Here is a 16,729-nt window from a genome sequence, read left to right as displayed (position 1 = left end):
TCCTTACACGTCATCCACCAAAGGAACCCCCCATGTCCAGCGCCCTCTCCCTTCTTCTCGCCGCTTCCGTGATGGCAGGTTTCAGCCCAGACGCCGCGGCGGCCACCCCGCCCCAGGCCTCGTCGCCCGCACCCCACCCCACGGGAGCCCAGATCCCCAAGGGCGAGGACCTGACGGGCAAGGTGCTTGAGCGCCTCGACGCCTCGCCCTACTGCTACCTCCGCCTGAAGACGGCCAAGGGCGAGGTGTGGACCGCCGTCCCCGAGGCCAAGGCCGACAAGGGCTCCGACGTCACGGTCGCCAACGCCGTGCTGATGACGAACTTCGAATCCAAGACCCTGAAGCGGACCTTCGCGGAGGTCTACTTCGGCACCCTGGCCACCCCGGGCGCGGCTCCGGCGGCTGGCGCCAATCCCCATGGCCAGGCCGGGCGCCCCGCCAAGCCCGTGAAGGTCGGGAAGGTGGCCAAGGCCGCTGGCGCGGAGGCCCGCACCGTGGCCGAGATCTGGGCCCAGAAACAGAACCTGAAGGGGAAGGGCGTCACGCTGCGCGCCAAGGTCGTGAAATTCACCAAAGGCATCATGGGCAAGAACTGGCTGCACCTCCAGGATGGCAGCGGCGACCCGAAGAAAGGCACGAACGACGTCACCGCCACCAGCCAGGCCGAGGTGGCCGTGGGCGATACGGTGACCATCCGCGGCGTGGTCCAGACCGACAAGGACTTCGGCGCCGGCTACACCTACGCGGTGATCATCGAGGATGCCAAGCTGACCGGAAAATAGCCGCCAGCCCGTTGTTCACCTGGGGTTCACCTGGGCCGGATCGCCCCCTGTCCTGGCGGCAGGCCTGTGGCGAAGGCCTGGCCTCCGGCACCCTGTTTCTCGACCACCAGCGCCTGGAGGGTGCGGGCGGCCTTGCCGCGCAGGCGGATCATCCGCCCCTCCGCGCCCAGGCGGAACTCGGCGGCGCTCATGAAGGCCCAGGACGATTCGCTGGCCTCCTTCTCGATCCGGATCTGGTTCCAGGGGATGCTGGCCGGCCCCTGCCACCAGGCGGGCTGGAAGGGGAAGGGTTGCTTCAGGTGCAAGCAGCGGCGGCCCACTTTCAGGGACATCGGCGAGTGGCCGCGCAGGGCACCGAACTCCACCTGCTGCCAGCCGAGGTTCTTCTCGATGGGGTCCGTGGGATCGGCGGGGAAGGCCGCATAGAGCGCGGGAATTCCCATGAGCCGGTTGGTGAGCCAGGAGCCCGCCAGGAAGACCACTGGGATCAGCAGCAGGACGACGGGAGGGGGCGGGGATCCGCCGCGTGAGGCGAGCAGCGCGAGGACCATCACGGCTTCTGCCTCCGCTTCGCAGCCTGCCAGGCGGCTTCCATCTCGTCGAGGGTGCGCTGGTCCCATCCGCCCGCGGCCCGGGCATCGTCCTCCACGGAGGCGAAGCGACCCTTGAAGCGCGTCATCTGGCGCCGCAGGGCCCGGTCAGGATCCACGCCCTTCTTGCGGGCCCACTGCATGAGGCTGAACAGCACATCGCCGAACTCCTCCTCCACGCGGTCCGGCTCGGACTCGGCCTGGAGCTCCGCCACTTCCTCCTTCACCTTGTCCAGCACGCCCTCCAGGTCGGGCCACTCGAAGCCCACCTTCGCGCAGCGGCGGCCGATCTCCAAGGCCTCCTCCATGGGCGACAGCGAGGCGGGAATGCCTTCCAGCAGCCGCGGCTCCCCGCCGTGGAGCCCCTTTTCCTCGCGCTTGATGGCCGCCCAGTTGGTGAGCACGTCCTCCGCGCCATCCACCTCGACCGCCGCGAACACGTGCGGATGACGGCGCACCAGCTTCTCCACGATGGTGCGCTCCACGTCGTGGAGGTCCCAGGCGCCCCGGTCCGCGGCCAGCTGGGCATGGAAGGCGATCTGCAACCAGAGGTCGCCCAGCTCCTCGCAGAGGTGCGCCTCCGTGACGGGATCCCCGGGTCGGTGCGCCGCCAGGGCGTCCAGCACCTCCGCCGCCTCCTCGCGCAGGTAGCGGGCCAGCGACACGTGGGTCTGCTTCAGGTCCCAGGGGCAGCCCGTCTCCGGCTTGCGGAGTGCGGCCATGACAGCGCGGAGGGTGGTCGGTTCCATGCCCCAGGGTACCCGGAGCGCCCGGTTCAGAGGGCGGCGAGGATGGCCTTGGCCAGGTCCGTGAGCGAGGGATCCCGCGCCCCCATCACGAGGATGAGGTCGCCCGCCTTTGCTTCGGCGGCCAAGCGATCCACGAGCCATTCCCGCGAGGGCGCGGCTTCGGCGGCGACGCCCTTCGCGGCGATCTCAGCCACCACCTCGGCGCTGGTGATGTCCCGCGCGGCTGTGCCGCCGGCGTAGAACACGTCCAGGAACCAGAGGCGGTCCCGGGACGCCAGTTCGGCCACGAAGGCCTCCACGAACTCCGAGCGCAGGAACTTCAGCGGGCCGAAGCCGTGGGGCTGGAACACCGCCAGCACCCGGCCGCCAGCGGCTGTCCGCAGATGGGCCGCGCGGATCGAGGCCGCCACCTTGGCGGGGTTGTGGCCGAAGTCGTCCACCACCGTCACGCCGCGCCTGGTGCCAAGCACCTGGAAGCGCCGCGCCACGCCCTGGAACGCCGCCAGCGGCGCGATCATCTCCTCCAGCGGCACGCCCAGCGCCGAACACGCCGCGATGGCCGCCAGCGCATTCTCGACGTTGTGCAGCCCCGGCATGGGCAGCACGAAGTCCTTTCCCCCTACGCGGAAAGCGGAACTATCCGCGCGAACCACCAGCCCTTCGGCCCGCAAGCGGGCCCCTCCCCCAAACCCGAACACGGTCGCGCCCCCCGCGAATTCCCGCAGGTTCTCCGCCTCGCCCACCACGGCGGCCTCGCGCACCTGGGCCCGGAAGGCGCGGAACATCTCCGCCACCACGGCCATGTCCTTGTGGTCTTTCTGGAGGTTGAGGATCACGCCCACGGCCGCGTGGTAGCGCACCACGGAGCCGTCGCTCTCGTCGGCCTCGATCACCAGCAGGTCGGACGCGCCGGCCCAGGCGTTGCCCCAGCGGCCTTCCCGCTGGAGGGCCACCAGCTCGCCGCCGGTGATGACGGAGGGGTCGCGCCCCGCGCCCCGCAGGATCTCGAAGACCATGGCCGTGGTGGTGGACTTGCCGCTGGTGCCCGTCACCGCCACCGTCCGGTACTTCGCTACCACGTGCGCCAGCAGCTCCGAGCGGTGCAGCACGGGCACGCCCAGGCGCCGGGCCGTGGCCACGTCCGGCACCTCGTCCTCCACGGCCGTGGACACCACCAGCGCCGTGCAGTCGCCGGTCAGACCCGAACCATCCTGGGGATGGATCACCACGCCCAGGTCCTCCAGATGCCGACGCGCATCGGATCGCTGGCCCCGGTCGAAGCTGCGGTCGCTGCCGCTGGCCCGGCCGCCCTTCAGGCAGGCGAACTGGGCCAGGGCGCTCATGCCGCTGCCGGCCACGCCCGCGAAGTGGAGGCGTCCCAGACCGAAGTCGTCATCGGGCAGATCCTCGGCGATGAGCAGCAGGTCCCCCTCGGCCATGCGATCGAAGAGCGCCACCACGTCCGCGTTGGAGAGGCGCACGCAACCGTGGGACACGGGCGTGCCCAGCTCCTGCTCCTGGTTGGTGCCGTGGAGGTAGATCCAGCGCAGCCGCGAATCTCGCCCCGGTCCCCGGTTCCAGCCCTCCTCCAGGCCGTCGAGGGTGAGCACGCGGGTGAGGATGAGGTCCTCGTCGCGCGGCTCACCTCGCCACACCTCGCCGGTGGGCTGCTGGGCCCGGAACACCGCACCGGGTTCGGCCCCCGCGCCGATGCGCGCCAGGATGCGGTGCCAGCCCGTGGGCGTGCGGTAGGAGTTCTCCTCGCAGCCCAGGCCGTTCTTCGCCGTGGAGACCACCCCCTCGAAGACCAGGCGTCCGTCCTCCAGCAGACCCAGGCGCTGGCGGGCCGCGTCCACCACCGCCACGCGGGCGCGGGGATCCCAGACGGGCGATCCCGGCCGGGCGAGGTTCGCCAGCACGAGGGCGCGGTAACGGGCGGCCAGGATCGGATCGATCACGCCTCCGCTCCCGCGATGCGCCCCGCCAAGGCGCTGGCGGCGACGGTGGCGGGGCTGGCCAGCCACACCTGACCGGGCCCGCTGCGACCGGGGAAGTTGCGGTTGATGGCGCTGATGGTCACTTCGTCGGGGCGCGTGGAGACGCCCGGCCCCGCGTTGATGCAGGCGCCGCAGGAGCTGCCCAGCACCACGGCCCCCACGGCCTCGAAGGCGGCGATCCAGCCCTGCTCGGTGGCGTGGCGGCGCACGTCCTCGCTGCCGCACTGCACGAAGAACCGCACGCCCTCGGGCACGCGCCGGCCTTCCGCCGCCGCGGCCCTCACCACCTCGTAGGCCCGGCGCAGGTCCTCGCGCTTGCCGCCGGTGCAGCTGCCCAGGTAGGCGATGTGGATGGGCACGGTTCCGTCCAGGTCCGCCAGGGCCACGCCGTTCCCGGGGTCGCCTGGGCGGGCCAGCATGGGGCCCAGGGCCGCGCAGTCCACGTCCAGGGTGTGGGCGTACTCGGCGCCCTCGTCGCCGCGCATCCAGGGCTCCAGCGTGATCTCCGCGCCCCTCCGTTCCTTCACGAAGCGCATGGTCTCGGCGTCCGGCGCGATGAGGCCCGTGAAGCCGCCGATCTCCGCCGCCATGTTGGTGAGGGTGGCCCGCTCGTCCGTGTCCAGGTCGCGCAGGGCCTCGCCCTGGTACTCGACGACGTGACCGATGGCGCCGCCTTCGCGGATGAGGGGCTGGGCCAGGAGGTGCAGCACCAGGTCCTTGGCGGAGACGCCAGGGCGCAGGCGCCCATTCAGGCGCACGCGCAGCGTGGGCGGCACGGTGACGCGCACGTCGCCCGTCACCCAGGCGTTGGCGATGTCCGTGGTGCCGACGCCGAAGGCCAGGCAGCCCAGCGCCCCCGCGTGGGGCGTGTGCGAGTCCGTGCCCACGACCACCTGGCCGGGAAGAACATAGCACTCGGCCATGAGGGCGTGGCAGATGCCCTCGCTGCCCGATCCGTCGGGAAGCTCGCCGTGGAGCCGGATGCCGTGCTTCGCGCAGAAGGCCTCCTGGGCGGGTTTCAGGCCCTCGGCCACCGCCAGCAGGCCCATGGCCCGGTGCTCGGCCTTCATGCTGTGGTGCAGGAAGGTGAGGTGGTCGCGGAAGGCCAGGATGGAGGCCGGGTCGCGCAGCGCCACCTCCGGCCCCAGCGCCTTCTCCAGGAAGCTGGCGGCCATGGGCGTCACATATTCATGGCTGAAGCGCCAGTCGGCCTGCACGAAGAGGCCGTCGCCCGGTTCCACGGTGGGCAGGCCCACCCGCCCCGCCGCCGCGTCCACCACGGCGTGGCGGGCCAGCAGCTTCTCGGCGTAGGTCATGGGACGCGGGGCGCGCGACGGCAGGGGCGGTGCCACCTCGCCCGCCAGGCGCGCGGCGTTGTAGGCGAAGAGACCGCCGCGGCGCACGATCTCCGCCGTGACGGGATCCAGGCCCGCCGTGAACTCCGCGAGATGAATCGATTCGCCCTGACGGATCCGCGGGATCAGGCCGAAGTCCGTGCTGGTGAGCAGGCCCAGGTTCTGGCAGTTCTGGCGGTAGATGCGCTCGAAGCTCTCGGCGATCACCAGACGGATGCCCGCGCACCACTCGGCGTAGGGGCTGGCCTCGCGGCTGCTGCCCTTGCCGCGCCGCTTCCCGGCCACGCTCACCGCAAAGCCACCGGCCTTCACGGCGCCTTCCTTCACCGGGAAGCGATCCCCGCACTTCAGGCCCAGGTAGGGGAAGTCGCCGAGCTTCTCGTCGTAGTGGTAGCAGATGAAGGCCGGTGTGATCTCGTCGGTGCTGATCTGGTCCCGCAGGGGACCGACATCCGTGGGCTCCAGGTCCTCGCCGGCGAGCTGGCGGCGGATCCGTTCCGGATCCGCCGTGAGGAAAAGCACTCGGCCATCGAAGAAGACGCGATCAGACAGCATCCCTCCAGGGTACGACAGGGTCTGCTGTCACGGGATACCCTGCGTACGAGCCGAGAGCGTCACGTTCCCAACGGTGGCAGGCGCCGCCGGACGGGGTGAGATTTCACGATCGCCGTGTTCGTTTCGGCCTTGTCGGCGATGCGATCGAGAATCCGATCGAGCTGTTCGATCGATCGCACACAGAGCCGGGCGATGAAGCAATTGTCCCCCGTCACCTTGTCGCACTCGCAGATTTCGGGAACCCCCTCTAGGTGCTTCTGGACGATCTGCAGCTTGCCAGGCAGGGGCCGGATGCGGACGATGGCCTGCAGCTGGTAGCCGAGAAGCTGGGGGTCGATCTCGATGGTGAAGGCGCGGATGACGCCCCGTTCCTCGAGGCGGCGCAGCCGCTCGGAAACACTGGGGGAGGAAAGACCAACCTGGCTGGCCAGGTCCTTCAGAGACATCCGTGCGTCCTTTGCCAGGGCCGTGAGCAGGCGCTGATCCACTTCATCCGTCATTTTAGATTCCTCGGAATATTGACTTGATGACCTAATATTATTAATACAATTCAATCATATACCTTCCTAAAGCCATAGATCGCCACCTCTCAACAAAAGATACTTTGTGGCGGGTTGCTCCCGGGAGGTGCGGATGGACAGCAAGGTGCGCGGGACGATCGAAATGAGTGCCGCCATGACGATCGCCGGAACGATCGGATGGTTCGTGGTGATTTCCGGCCAGCCCATCCTGGATGTGGTCTTCTGGCGCTGCGTATTCGGCGCCGTGACGCTGGGGATCGTCTGCCTCCGCATGAGCCTGTTTCGCAGCGTATCGACCCGCCGCATCGTGGGCCTCGCAGCCCTCGGAGGCGTGGCCATCGTCCTCAACTGGCTGCTGCTCTTCGCCTCCTTCTCCTTCACGTCCATTTCGATTTCCACAGCGGTCTACAACACGCAACCCTTCATGCTGGTCGGCCTCGGCGCACTCTTTTTCTCGGAGCGGCTGACCGTGACCAAGCTCGCCTGGCTCACCCTTGCCTTCGCCGGAGTGCTCCTGATCGTGCAGGCGAAGCCTGACGCCGGCCACAACGGCTTCCATTACCTTGTCGGGGTCCTTATGGCCCTGGGTGCGGGCTTCTTCTATGCCGTGGCTGCCATCCTCACCAAGAAACTCGCGGGTACGCCACCCCATCTGATCGCGTTCATCCAGGTCTGCGTCGGAATCGCGATGCTCGCCCCTTTCGCGAACCTCTCCCACCCTCCCGTTCGCATGGGCACATGGGGTGTGCTCGCGGCGGTAGGGATCGTCCACACGGGCCTGACCTACATCCTGCTCTATGGCGCGATCCAGAAGCTGCCGACGCATTTGACGGGGTCCCTGTCCTTCATCTATCCCCTTGTCGCGATCCTGGTGGATTTCCTGGCCTTCGGCCACCGCCTGCACCCGGCTCAATTCGTTGGAGCGGCAGCCATCCTCACGGCAGCCGCCGGGATGAACCTCGGGTGGTCGCTTCGGGTACGGAGACCGTGTGCGGGATAGCCGGTAAGGAATCCAGCATCTGACCAGGTACGCAAGAAGGCCCCCAACCGGGGGCCTTCGCACGAATGCCGGGTGTCGCGCTCAGTCCTTCTCTTCCTCGGCCTTGAGCTTGGCTTCCTGCTCGTCGAGGTGCTTCATGAGACGCTCGGCCAGCTCCTCGTCCTCGAGGGGGGTGAACATGTCGTCCTTCACCTCGAAGATCTCCAGGCTCAGGCCCTCTTCGGGATCAGCGGTGCCGTCCTCCTGGGCCTGCAACTCGGCCAGGGGGGCCAGAATCGCGAAGTCGCGGCCCTCGAACTCGAGCTCTTCCAGAATCGCGAACTCTTCCTTCTCGCCATTCTCGTCTTCAAGTTCAACGACTTCGATCTCAAAGGAATCGTCGTGATCGTGGTTGCAGTCCGGTCCGTGCTCGTGACCTTCGTGAGCCATGGGCTCCTCCTTGCGCAAGGGACCAGAATACGGTCGGAGGCCTTTCGGGCCAAGGAAATAAGCTGAACAGGACCGGCCGCGGCGCGCCCCCGGAAAAAGAATCGGCCCCCCGAAGGAGGCCGATCCCGTGTGAACGGTACGGTTAGATCTTGGTGACGTTGGTGGCCTGGGGGCCCTTCTGGCCCTGACCCACGTTGAAGCTCACGCGCTGATTCTCGTCCAGGGTGCGGAAACCCGTGGTCTCGATGGCGGAGTGGTGAACGAACAGATCCGCACCACCGTCATCGGGGGTGATGAATCCGAAACCCTTTTCGGCGTTGAACCACTTCACGGTTCCCTGAGCCATGTAACTACCTGCTTTCTTCGTCCTGGATGTAGATGCATGGCTCCTTCCAGGCGAGGCAGCAACGCTTTTTGATACCCGCACGACCGGCGGGCGATTTCCAGTCTAAGGCCATTCCGCATCCAATTTTCAAAAAATCGACGAATTAATTTGCGGGAGAGTCTTAGAGGTAGCTCCGGGCCCCCACGAAGGCGCGCTGGTAGTAGCGGTCCGAGAGCCGGTCCTGACGGATGCCCTGCCCCGGCCGCGGGGCGTGGATGAAGGTCCCATCCCCCAGGTACAGCGCCACATGGCTCACCTGGGCGTTCCCGTTCGTCGCAAAGAAGAGCAGGTCCCCCGCCCGGGCTGCGTCCAGATCCACGGGGCGGCCCGCCTCGAACTGGGCCTGGGAGGAACGCGGCAGCTTCAATCCGTTCAGCCGGTACACGGCCCCGGTGAGGCCGCTGCAGTCGAAGCCCTTCTCCGTGGTGCCTCCGAACAGGTAGGGCACGCCCAGGTAGCCCCGGGCGGCATCCACCAGGCTGGCCCGCAGGCCCCGCTCGTCCTCGGGATGGACCCGGGGGCGGCCGGAGGCCCCCGGGGCCGATCCGTCCGGCGCCACCACCCAGAACGCCTCGATCACCCCGGCGGCCTTCAGCGCCTCGCCGCGGGCCCGGGCCTTCTCCTTGGTGGCGAAGTCCCCGAAGCGCACCCGGTAGAGGCCGTCCTCCGAGCCGTAATAGGCCGCCTCCAGCCCCTGAACCTGCAGCGCCTGGGCGAAGCGCGCCGCGTTCTCCGCCTTCGCGAAGGCCCCGGCCTGCAAGGTGTAGCCCAGACGGGGGATGGCCCGGGTCGCCGCGGGTGCCACCGCAGGACTGGCGGGGGGCCGCTCCACGTACCGGCGCGGCGCGCGTGTGCAGGCCGCCAGCGCCAGCAGGGTCGCCGCCACGGATGCGCCCGTCCTGTGCCTGTTGAGCATGGGACCCCGCCTGAAGGATGCAGGGATCCTAGCAGGTGCCCGTCAGGCGATGAACTTCAGACCGACCCGGATGCCGTGCCGCGTGCCCTGGACCCAGGTCACTTCGGAGCGGACCGACCGCGCGGCGGTCTCCTCCCCGGCGGGCACATGGACGGTCAGCACCACGCCCCGTCGCAGGAGGCGGTTGGTGAGCAGGCTCACGCCCGCATCGCTGATGTCGCGGCCGATGCCCGTGGCCCGGATCTCCGCCGGCGGGCCGAGCATCGTGTCCACGCATTCGAATTCCACGATCTGGTTCAGGATCGCCCGGGGGCAGGACCGCTTTTCCATAGGGTGGCTCATGGGGATTCACGATAAGGGGAATTTTTCGTCTCAACAATCCGAATTATGCTGTTTTTTTCCTTTTTGCTTGCGGCAGCAAATGCCGATCCAAGCCATCAACCCCACGTCCGAAAGATCTGGCGCCGGGCGCAGTCTGACCGAAATTGAGTCTCGGAATTCACCTTCCCGAAGGAGGTGCCTGATGCGAGCGCTCCAGTTCCTGGCCGTAGCCGCCCTGATGGTGAGCCAACTGGCCGCCCGGACCTACGACAAGCCGAAGGCCGAAACCAAGGCCGAGGTCATCGTGGGCTGCAAGGAGACGAAGCTGTACCACAAGGCCAACTGCAAGTGGGTGAAGGAGATCGACAAGGCCCACACCCGCGTGGACTTCAGGTCCGTGGCCGAGGCCAAGAAGGCCGGCATGAAGCCCTGCGAGGACTGCAAGCCCGACTGAGCCCCGTCCGAGCGGCCTATTTCAGGAAGTCCAGCAGCGCCGTCTGGAAGCGCACCGGCGCCTCCAAGTGGGGGATGTGCCCCACACCGTCGATGGGCACCAGCTTCGCGCCGGGAATCGCGGCCTGGGCGCGGCGGCCCAGCTCGGGGTAGCGGCCCAGGGTGGCCAGCACCTCGGGCTTGAGCGCCCCGCAGCCCAGGGTCGTGCGGTCCGCCTGGCCGATGACCAGCGGCGTGGGCACGGTGAGGCGCGGAAGATCCTGCACCACCGGCTGGGTGTAGATCATGTCGCAGGTGAGCGCCGAGGCCTTGGCGCCGCGCGGCCACTCACCGCCGAGGGGCGGAGAAAGGCAAAGCCAAAAGCATTCAGCCGGTGATGAACGGTGATGGACGGTGATAAAGCAGGAACACGGAAGGCACAGAAGCGCCCGCCGGGTGCATGTTCATTCCCTCTGCTTTCCTCAGCTCCTCCGCAAACCGCCGCAGATGGACGCCTTTTCTGCGCCCATCTGCGGTTTCAGATTTCCAGGCTGAGGCTCCCCGTCAGGCTGAAGATCCTTTCCAGGAATCCTTCGCCGGTGACGCGAACGGCTGCCGGAGCTACTTGAGCTTGTCGAGCTCCCTCTGGATGCGGGTGCGCTGGTCCTCCTGCTTCACCTTGTCGAGGGCCTTGCGGTAGTTCGCGGCGGCCTGAGCCTTGTCGCCCTTGAGGGCGTAGGCCTCGGCGAGGCTGTCGTAGGCGTTCCAGGAGTCGGGGTGGTCCTTCACGTTCCGCTGGAAGAGGGTGAGGGCCTCGTCCACCTTCTTCTGGCCCAGCAGCGTGTAGCCCAGCTGGTTGACCTCCACCTCGGTGGCCTTCGCCAGGGCCTTCGCCCGCAGGGCCTCGGCGCCCGTGGCGTCGCCCTTCTTGTCAAGCAGCGCGGCCTTGGTGCGCAGAGCCGAGAAGGATTCCCGCATGGCGAGGGAGCGGTCCACCCAGGTCATGGCCTCCTCCAGGTTCACGTCGTTGCGGACGCACCAGCCCGCGGCGCCGCTCCAGGCCTCCGGGTAGAACTGGTGGAGGCCACGCAGCTGCTCCCGCAGGCTCTGCACCACCACCGCCTTGGAATCCACCGTCACCGGAATGGGCACCCGAAGCTTCTCCCAGCGCAGCGACAAGGTGACCCCCTGGTCGCTGGGATCGTCGAAGGTGTAGGCGAGGCGCTCGGTCGGCTCCGCCGGCGCGGGCGTCACCGGCACCCGGGCCACATCCTCCTTGGCGTCGTAGCTGTAGCTGCCCCAGCCGTGGGACTGGCTGCTGAAGATCACGGTCCAGGCCGTGGCCGTGGGCAGCATGTGGAGGCCGTAGCGCCCCGCCGGCAGCGGCGTCCCGCCCACGCGGACGGGGCTGGAGAAGGTCACCACGGTGTTCTCGTTGGCCCCGGCCCGCCAGACCTGGCCGTAGGGCACCAGCCCGCCCCAGATCTTGCGGCCATTCACCGCCGGCCGGTGGTAGCTCACATCAATATCCGTCAGCCCCACCGTCTGGCTGACCGTGGCCCGGGGACTGGCCTCGGGCAGCGTGAGGGGCGGCGCCTGGGCGACGAGCACGGGCGCAACCGAGAGCAAGGCAACAGCGAACCGACGCATGGGACACCTCCGCGAAGCATCCTGGACCGAAGCCCCCGGAACCGGAAGCGGCCAGGGGCGAGCGGTGGGATTCCGGGGGTGACCGGGATGGGAAGGATGGCTTGAGCCAGGGAAGGACACGGCTTGAAAAGCAACAGCCTTTGGCCGGTGATGAACGGGGATGGACGGCGATGAAAAGCCAAAGGCAATTCGGCCACTGATTCCGGTGATTACAGTGATTTCAGTGATTTCAGTGATTTCACGAATGAGGTCTGACCGCACGTATCATGGGCACCCCCGGACGACTTCCAGCCCGCTCGACGCCGCCGAAGGCGGGCCCGTGCGGTGCGCTTTCCCTCCTTTATCACCGTCTTCACTGAAATTCGTTGGCGAAATAGCTTTCCCAGGCAGCCGCTACCGTTCAGCGGCCATTTCACACCGTTCGGCTAGTTGTGATGAGGATCAAACCAATCGAGTGGGAACATGATCGCGAAATAGCTCAGCCTCGACTTTCAACCCATAAAGGCGTTCCTTGGCTTTTGCCATTCAATTCGCCGAATACAAAGTTAGGTCTCTGTGTCCAATCAAAAGAAAACAGCCTCACCTTCGAACAACGTATTCGACTGCTGGTACAGACAATGCCGTTCTAGTAACCCTTGGGTTCGGGTCTGGTTAAAAGGCCTCTTAGTTGGTTGGGGAATCCCCCTTGCTCTTTTAGCTATAGTAGGTATACCTATAGGCCTTTTAATTCTAACTATTGGTCAAGCAGGTTTTTATATTGTTTTTTCTAATAATATAACCCTAGTAAATAAATTTATTGCAGTTGCTTTTATTTTATTCAGACCTCTTATTTTATTTTTTTATAATGGATATGTTAGCATTCTCGTTTCAAATGCGCTTATAACTCTAATTTTCGGCACAGTTGGAGGTTTTTTAATTTTCCTCCTCATCCTACGACGAGAAGAATGGATTGTTCGGCTTAGACTAATTTTATATCTAATTGGATGCTTTACTGTTTTTTCAATGCTTCCTTTTTTTCCGATCATTTTCGCGGCAGGGTTCCCCATTATTTTAATATTTGCATTGCGGCGTTGGCGCCCTCAATTGACATTTTCTCTGAATTTTTTACTCTTTATTCCTTCCATAGTATCATTACTTGGACTTCAGATGATGGTCGAAAATTTTTATCCCATGATTTGGATTAATCCATTTGCACCAATGGCAGGGACAACTCCAAGAGAATACTTCGAGAAACAGAATTTCAAAAAACGAGCCTTACTGGGAGCAGACGCTGGTGATATTTATACGATCCAGATGGTGTTAAGAGAATTCGAATTATCTCCAGAACAGCGCTTGAAATACATCAGCATATTACGTCATTACCCAAATCAAAGGACACCGCAAATCGAACACGAATATCAGGAACTTGCAAGTAAACTTGGTCGCCTACCGAAAAATACAGAGGATATGCCTCCTGCATTCCGGGTCCTCTTAGCAGAAGATCCTATCCTTAATTCACCAGGGATATCACAAGAGCAGTCACGGCTAAGGAGAAAAGAACTGATGGATCGTTGGATGGAGCTTCACCCCGAGCAAGCCATTCCTGGATTTAACTAGTCCGAATCTTGCACGCAGCCTGACCCTGCGCTCAACCCGAACCCCGCCTGCATTGCCCTCCGCTCCTTCTCTTCACCTCGCTATCTCGGCTCCGCTCATCGCCTAGGTGCAGGCGGGGCCGCTTAGCTTCATTCGTTAGGCACAGCCATGAAAAAATCCTATCCGATACTACAGAGCCTGTTTACTTGGGTGGGTGTGATTTTGATGTTTTCGCTTGTCCCAATTGTTATTTTTTGGCACTCTCGCTATGGATTTAACCTTCCACCTGCAATGCGCACACATCCCTACCACTCGGTAAAATCGGATGTTGATTTGTCAGGCGAAGCGCCCAGAGAATATTCGAGTACTGATACTTTCACTTCGTCAAATGAAATGAGTCGTGCCGATATCTCATTCTGGACGAACGCAGACGGAATCACAAGTACACCACTTCTTGACGGCCAGTTCATGATTATTAATTCGGATGGTGGTTCATATATTTTTGACGAAAATAATGGAAAATTATGTCAATTCACCAAAACCACAGAACAGCACTATTGTTCCAAATTGAATCTCCTACAAAATGGATATGTCATTCTTTGGGGCGGTTTCATTCCTTATAATGAAAGAGATGATTCTGGCAAAATTTTGTCCTCGGAGAGGGCATCTGATCTAATAGAACTTTACGACCCGGCTAAGCGATCGTGGCAATCCTTATCTGGAGAGCCTCAATCTCATTTGGGTGGGAATATTGCTGTCACGGCCGATCAAAAAATTTATTTGATCGGCGGATCTCCCGTTGTTGATTACTCCAATCCTCCATCTGGAAATCAAGGGATGGATGTCCGGCTCCCGGAATTTGGTAGCTGGGTCCACCTGAAAATGGCCAGTTGCCCTTCAAACATTGATTACATTACAAATTATTCCAAGAACGTCGATAAAACCGTGAACACCCAGAAAAAAATTGAAAAATTTTTCGAGAGCTATCCGATTGACGACGACTTAATTCTTTGGGGACGAAGCGGCCCTGTCTCTAATTATGACCAAGATACAAAGTTACTACCTCCGGTGATACTACATACCAAATCAGGAACAACCGAAAAGGCTCAGTCCCCAAGCTGGGAGGGCCATGTAGGGTACATTCTACCAATCATGAATCATAAATTTATTAGAATTGATAAAACAGAATATCGGGAACAACCAGCTGAATACACCTCAGTCGAAAAAGCCGATGGATCTCGGGTAAAGGCCAAACTCGGTAGAGCCATGAACGGAAGCATCGCCTCTATTCATGATGATCTTTCCGATGAGAAAGGCCATCCGATTCATGGGCTTCCCGTTTATAATGAGGTAAAGCCACTTGTTTGTTATGATGATGATTCAGGCTGTTATTTCACGTTCGGTCCAGGTCCAATGACTGGAGGTAATCCCTCGTCGAGCGCCCTATGGCGTTTGGACTTTGCATCCCTAACAGCCGAGCCCATCGGGGAATATGGGGCCTATCAGCGCATTGGTTCATTGTGGATCGGGGCAGACGGAAATCTGCGTGCACTGGTGTTCCAAAAGGGGGCCAAATATGACACTGTTTTATGGAAGTGGGTCAAAAAAACAAAAATGCTTGAAGAAATCCCATTGAAATAATCGATATAACAAAATATTCAGTTTAAATACATTGTAATCCGGATTAGGCTCGGCCTAACCAATCATTCAACCCGGACACGGCCTCTTCGAGACACCGCCCCCACTCACCGTGCCTCTATCGGTAACCGCGGTTAATCCACTCGTCAGGCTCAGCCCACGGAGACCACTTTGAACGCCGCATCTAAATCCAACTTCAGTCTCTGCGGTGGGCTATTTCTAATTGGCGTCGGCTCAATTGGAATCGTGGTCGCCATCGTCGACAGGACATCTGGCTGGCGTGGTGTTTGGCAGTGGACCACTGCAATGGCGTACCTTCTCATGGGCATTGACATGTTCCGCAGGCCAAGAAAAGAACAAGAACCCACGACTCGGCCGGACCTCTAGGTCAATTCGAGTCCCGCCTGCACGGCCTTCTGTCCTCTCAACACCTCGCAGGCTGGGCTCCGTCCAGGGCCTCATGACCGGCGAAGCCGGCTGCCTTCCAGCAGGCGCCTGCCTTCGATGGCGAAGGCCCACCACGGGAGGGATTCGCCGCACTGGAGGAAGTGCTGGGCCGCGAGCAGCGTGTATAGCACGCAGGGGTCGTGGCGGGGGCCCATGGCTCCCGCCAGCTCCTGGAACACGGCCAGCGGCTCGCGCTCGGCAAGCTGGCCGGGCTCGAGGATGCCGATCCCGCGGAGGTCGGCGGCGATGGACTTGCCGATGTTCGGCAAGTCTTCCAGTCGGGTGGGTTGGTCGCGTCTAGGCCGTGGCATGGTACCGGCGCCCCATGTGGTTCAGCTCCCAGCAGAGAAGGTCGATGTCCCCAGGATCCGCCCCCACCCGGCGGATGCCAGCGACGATCTGGGCACGGGTGTGGGTGCCGTGGTTCGCCACGTGGAGCAGCAGTTTCCAGAGCGGGGCGGCATCGGAAAAGCCATCCAGACCCGTCCAGGTGCAGGATGCCGCCAGGTCCGCGTCGGTCAGCGCGTCGACGAAGGCGTGGGTCTGCCGGTCGATGGCGGCCCACTGGGCCCGGGCCTGGGCCACCGTGGGGATGGCCTCCCCGGGAAGGGTCAGGCCGTACGCCTCCTCCAGGCTCCTGGAACCGTCGAGCCATGAGAGCCACCCCCACTGGCAGGAGAGCAGATGAGCCAGGGTGTCCCGGATCGACCCGTTCCCGCTGCACTCGGGGGCGTTGTATTCCTCGTCGCTGAGCCCTTCGAGGGCGTCGAGCACCCGGGCGGTGGCCCAGGAATCGTAGGCGTAGCTGGTCTTGATCACGTCGAGCATGGATGACTCCCCATCAAGCAGCGGCGGCGAGAATCCCGGTCATCCCACGAAGGTGTTTCGCGGGTCGGGAGCAACAGGGGTAGCGGCAAGGTGGCTCCGGTCACGCCTTGACGTACCCCATGGCCTCGACGATGCGGCCCTCCCGGACCCGCATCAGGTTGAGGCCGCGGATGGATTGGGCAACCTCGCCGCCCCACCGGTACCGCCACCGGATGACGACGCGCTCGCCCGCGACCAGCACCTCCTCCCGCTCGAACCAGGTGCCGGCGGCGCTCGCCAGGCCCTGCCAGACCGCCAGGCACGCGGCCTTCCCGACCTGCCGGGAACCCTCCGGAGCGGGCTGGGTGTTCTCGATGACGCAGTCGTCCGCCACGAGCGCCTCCATGGCCTGGGGGTCGTGGTCGTCGAAGGCCTGGTGGAACCTGCGGATGGTCTCTTTCGTGGCCAGCGAGGCGCGGTCGGCGGGTCCCAGGATCACGATGTCGGCCGGGGCGAGGGATGCGGGGTTCATGGGCGACTCCTTGTCGAGGTGGGGCAGGAGCGGCGCGAGGGGCCGTCC

At 63.7% G+C, this 16,729-nt stretch carries 19 protein-coding genes; 5 read left to right on the top strand and 14 right to left on the bottom strand.

The window, feature by feature from the left end:
- The first annotated feature begins 32 nt into the window (after positions 1-32).
- Positions 33-782, top strand: coding sequence for a hypothetical protein (locus tag MLG87_RS00195; protein ID WP_243293224.1), 750 nt, complete (start codon positions 33-35; stop codon positions 780-782).
- Between the two features lie 26 nt (positions 783-808).
- Here the strand turns inward: MLG87_RS00195 and MLG87_RS00190 are convergent, their stop codons facing one another.
- The 5 genes from MLG87_RS00190 to MLG87_RS00170 are packed head-to-tail and all read right to left on the bottom strand — an operon-like array spanning position 809 to position 6,528.
- Positions 809-1,333, bottom strand: a complete 525-nt coding sequence (locus tag MLG87_RS00190) for a hypothetical protein (RefSeq protein WP_243293223.1) — start codon at positions 1,331-1,333, stop codon at positions 809-811.
- Complete coding sequence (mazG, locus tag MLG87_RS00185) at positions 1,333-2,121, bottom strand: nucleoside triphosphate pyrophosphohydrolase (RefSeq protein ID WP_243293222.1); 789 nt, start codon at positions 2,119-2,121, stop codon at positions 1,333-1,335. Before mazG ends, MLG87_RS00190 begins: the two co-directional genes overlap by 1 nt.
- A 26-nt stretch (positions 2,122-2,147) precedes the next feature.
- Entirely contained in the window at positions 2,148-4,079 is a 1,932-nt protein-coding gene (locus MLG87_RS00180) for a L,D-transpeptidase family protein (RefSeq protein ID WP_243293221.1), read from the bottom strand.
- Positions 4,076-6,028 carry an aconitase family protein gene (locus MLG87_RS00175; protein ID WP_243293220.1) on the bottom strand — a complete coding sequence of 651 codons (1,953 nt, stop codon included), beginning with the start codon at positions 6,026-6,028 and terminating at the stop codon, positions 4,076-4,078. The genes MLG87_RS00180 and MLG87_RS00175 overlap by 4 nt, the downstream gene beginning before the upstream one ends.
- Positions 6,029-6,087: 59 nt before the next feature.
- The gene (locus MLG87_RS00170) at positions 6,088-6,528 is read right to left on the bottom strand and encodes an Lrp/AsnC family transcriptional regulator (RefSeq protein WP_243293219.1); all 441 of its coding nucleotides are present in this window, start codon (positions 6,526-6,528) and stop codon (positions 6,088-6,090) included.
- Between the two features lie 133 nt (positions 6,529-6,661).
- On the opposite strand from MLG87_RS00170, the gene MLG87_RS00165 reads away from it, so the two are divergent.
- Entirely contained in the window at positions 6,662-7,549 is an 888-nt protein-coding gene (locus MLG87_RS00165) for a DMT family transporter (protein WP_243293218.1), read from the top strand.
- An 81-nt stretch (positions 7,550-7,630) separates the two neighbouring features.
- Here MLG87_RS00165 and MLG87_RS00160 read toward each other — a convergent pair whose 3' ends face one another.
- The 4 genes from MLG87_RS00160 to MLG87_RS00145 form a co-directional block, all read right to left on the bottom strand.
- Positions 7,631-7,978, bottom strand: a complete 348-nt coding sequence (locus tag MLG87_RS00160) for a DUF1292 domain-containing protein (protein ID WP_243285858.1) — start codon at positions 7,976-7,978, stop codon at positions 7,631-7,633.
- Positions 7,979-8,120: 142 nt separating this feature from the next.
- Complete coding sequence (locus MLG87_RS00155) at positions 8,121-8,324, bottom strand: cold-shock protein (RefSeq protein ID WP_243285857.1); 204 nt, start codon at positions 8,322-8,324, stop codon at positions 8,121-8,123.
- A 160-nt stretch (positions 8,325-8,484) separates the two neighbouring features.
- A complete protein-coding gene (locus MLG87_RS00150; protein ID WP_243293217.1) occupies positions 8,485-9,279 on the bottom strand; it encodes a C40 family peptidase in 795 nt (264 codons plus the stop codon).
- A gap of 42 nt (positions 9,280-9,321) precedes the next feature.
- Complete coding sequence (locus tag MLG87_RS00145) at positions 9,322-9,621, bottom strand: PilZ domain-containing protein (protein WP_243293216.1); 300 nt, start codon at positions 9,619-9,621, stop codon at positions 9,322-9,324.
- A gap of 181 nt (positions 9,622-9,802) precedes the next feature.
- Between MLG87_RS00145 and MLG87_RS00140 the strand changes: the two genes are divergently transcribed.
- Positions 9,803-10,054: an Ada metal-binding domain-containing protein gene (locus MLG87_RS00140; RefSeq protein ID WP_243293215.1), complete on the top strand. Its 252-nt coding sequence runs from the start codon at positions 9,803-9,805 to the stop codon at positions 10,052-10,054.
- Positions 10,055-10,070: 16 nt separating this feature from the next.
- Here the strand turns inward: MLG87_RS00140 and MLG87_RS00135 are convergent, their stop codons facing one another.
- Both MLG87_RS00135 and MLG87_RS00130 read right to left on the bottom strand, forming a co-directional pair.
- Positions 10,071-10,340, bottom strand: a complete 270-nt coding sequence (locus tag MLG87_RS00135) for an alpha/beta fold hydrolase (protein WP_243293214.1) — start codon at positions 10,338-10,340, stop codon at positions 10,071-10,073.
- 313 nt (positions 10,341-10,653) lie between these two features.
- On the bottom strand, positions 10,654-11,682 hold the full coding sequence (locus tag MLG87_RS00130) for a DUF2911 domain-containing protein (protein WP_243293213.1): 1,029 nt from the start codon (positions 11,680-11,682) through the stop codon (positions 10,654-10,656).
- 555 nt (positions 11,683-12,237) lie between these two features.
- Between MLG87_RS00130 and MLG87_RS00125 the strand changes: the two genes are divergently transcribed.
- Entirely contained in the window at positions 12,238-13,278 is a 1,041-nt protein-coding gene (locus tag MLG87_RS00125) for a hypothetical protein (protein ID WP_243293212.1), read from the top strand.
- A 147-nt stretch (positions 13,279-13,425) separates the two neighbouring features.
- Positions 13,426-14,898, top strand: a complete 1,473-nt coding sequence (locus tag MLG87_RS00120) for a hypothetical protein (RefSeq protein WP_243293211.1) — start codon at positions 13,426-13,428, stop codon at positions 14,896-14,898.
- Positions 14,899-15,353: 455 nt separating this feature from the next.
- Here the strand turns inward: MLG87_RS00120 and MLG87_RS00115 are convergent, their stop codons facing one another.
- From MLG87_RS00115 to MLG87_RS00105, 3 genes are all read right to left on the bottom strand, one after another.
- Complete coding sequence (locus tag MLG87_RS00115) at positions 15,354-15,653, bottom strand: helix-hairpin-helix domain-containing protein (protein ID WP_279341023.1); 300 nt, start codon at positions 15,651-15,653, stop codon at positions 15,354-15,356.
- Entirely contained in the window at positions 15,640-16,170 is a 531-nt protein-coding gene (locus tag MLG87_RS00110; protein ID WP_243293209.1) for a DinB family protein, read from the bottom strand. The genes MLG87_RS00115 and MLG87_RS00110 overlap by 14 nt, the downstream gene beginning before the upstream one ends.
- Before the next feature lie 100 nt (positions 16,171-16,270).
- Complete coding sequence (locus tag MLG87_RS00105) at positions 16,271-16,681, bottom strand: nuclear transport factor 2 family protein (RefSeq protein ID WP_243293208.1); 411 nt, start codon at positions 16,679-16,681, stop codon at positions 16,271-16,273.
- Between the last annotated feature and the right edge of the window lie 48 nt (positions 16,682-16,729).

Source organism: Geothrix mesophila, from assembly GCF_022808835.1.
GTDB classification, from domain to species: Bacteria; Acidobacteriota; Holophagae; order Holophagales; family Holophagaceae; genus Geothrix; species Geothrix paludis.
Note: the sequence above shows the minus strand (reverse complement) of the source record. Positions and strands in the feature narration are given on the sequence as shown.

Bases quoted from the DNA above. Each gene is read 5' to 3' on its own strand.
- MLG87_RS00195 (WP_243293224.1), top strand. From the start codon at position 33: ATGTCCAGCGCCCTCTCCCTTCTTCTCGCCGCTTCCGTGATGGCAGGT.
- MLG87_RS00160 (WP_243285858.1), bottom strand. From the start codon at position 7,978: ATGGCTCACGAAGGTCACGAGCACGGACCGGACTGCAACCACGATCAC.
- MLG87_RS00120 (WP_243293211.1), top strand. From the start codon at position 13,426: ATGAAAAAATCCTATCCGATACTACAGAGCCTGTTTACTTGGGTGGGT.
- MLG87_RS00115 (WP_279341023.1), bottom strand. From the start codon at position 15,653: ATGCCACGGCCTAGACGCGACCAACCCACCCGACTGGAAGACTTGCCG.
- MLG87_RS00175 (WP_243293220.1), bottom strand. From the start codon at position 6,028: ATGCTGTCTGATCGCGTCTTCTTCGATGGCCGAGTGCTTTTCCTCACG.
- MLG87_RS00105 (WP_243293208.1), bottom strand. From the start codon at position 16,681: ATGAACCCCGCATCCCTCGCCCCGGCCGACATCGTGATCCTGGGACCC.
- MLG87_RS00170 (WP_243293219.1), bottom strand. From the start codon at position 6,528: ATGACGGATGAAGTGGATCAGCGCCTGCTCACGGCCCTGGCAAAGGAC.
- MLG87_RS00145 (WP_243293216.1), bottom strand. From the start codon at position 9,621: ATGAGCCACCCTATGGAAAAGCGGTCCTGCCCCCGGGCGATCCTGAAC.
- MLG87_RS00165 (WP_243293218.1), top strand. From the start codon at position 6,662: ATGGACAGCAAGGTGCGCGGGACGATCGAAATGAGTGCCGCCATGACG.
- MLG87_RS00150 (WP_243293217.1), bottom strand. From the start codon at position 9,279: ATGCTCAACAGGCACAGGACGGGCGCATCCGTGGCGGCGACCCTGCTG.
- MLG87_RS00110 (WP_243293209.1), bottom strand. From the start codon at position 16,170: ATGCTCGACGTGATCAAGACCAGCTACGCCTACGATTCCTGGGCCACC.
- MLG87_RS00190 (WP_243293223.1), bottom strand. From the start codon at position 1,333: ATGGTCCTCGCGCTGCTCGCCTCACGCGGCGGATCCCCGCCCCCTCCC.
- MLG87_RS00130 (WP_243293213.1), bottom strand. From the start codon at position 11,682: ATGCGTCGGTTCGCTGTTGCCTTGCTCTCGGTTGCGCCCGTGCTCGTC.
- MLG87_RS00135 (WP_243293214.1), bottom strand. From the start codon at position 10,340: ATGATCTACACCCAGCCGGTGGTGCAGGATCTTCCGCGCCTCACCGTG.
- MLG87_RS00155 (WP_243285857.1), bottom strand. From the start codon at position 8,324: ATGGCTCAGGGAACCGTGAAGTGGTTCAACGCCGAAAAGGGTTTCGGA.
- MLG87_RS00140 (WP_243293215.1), top strand. From the start codon at position 9,803: ATGCGAGCGCTCCAGTTCCTGGCCGTAGCCGCCCTGATGGTGAGCCAA.
- mazG (WP_243293222.1), bottom strand. From the start codon at position 2,121: ATGGAACCGACCACCCTCCGCGCTGTCATGGCCGCACTCCGCAAGCCG.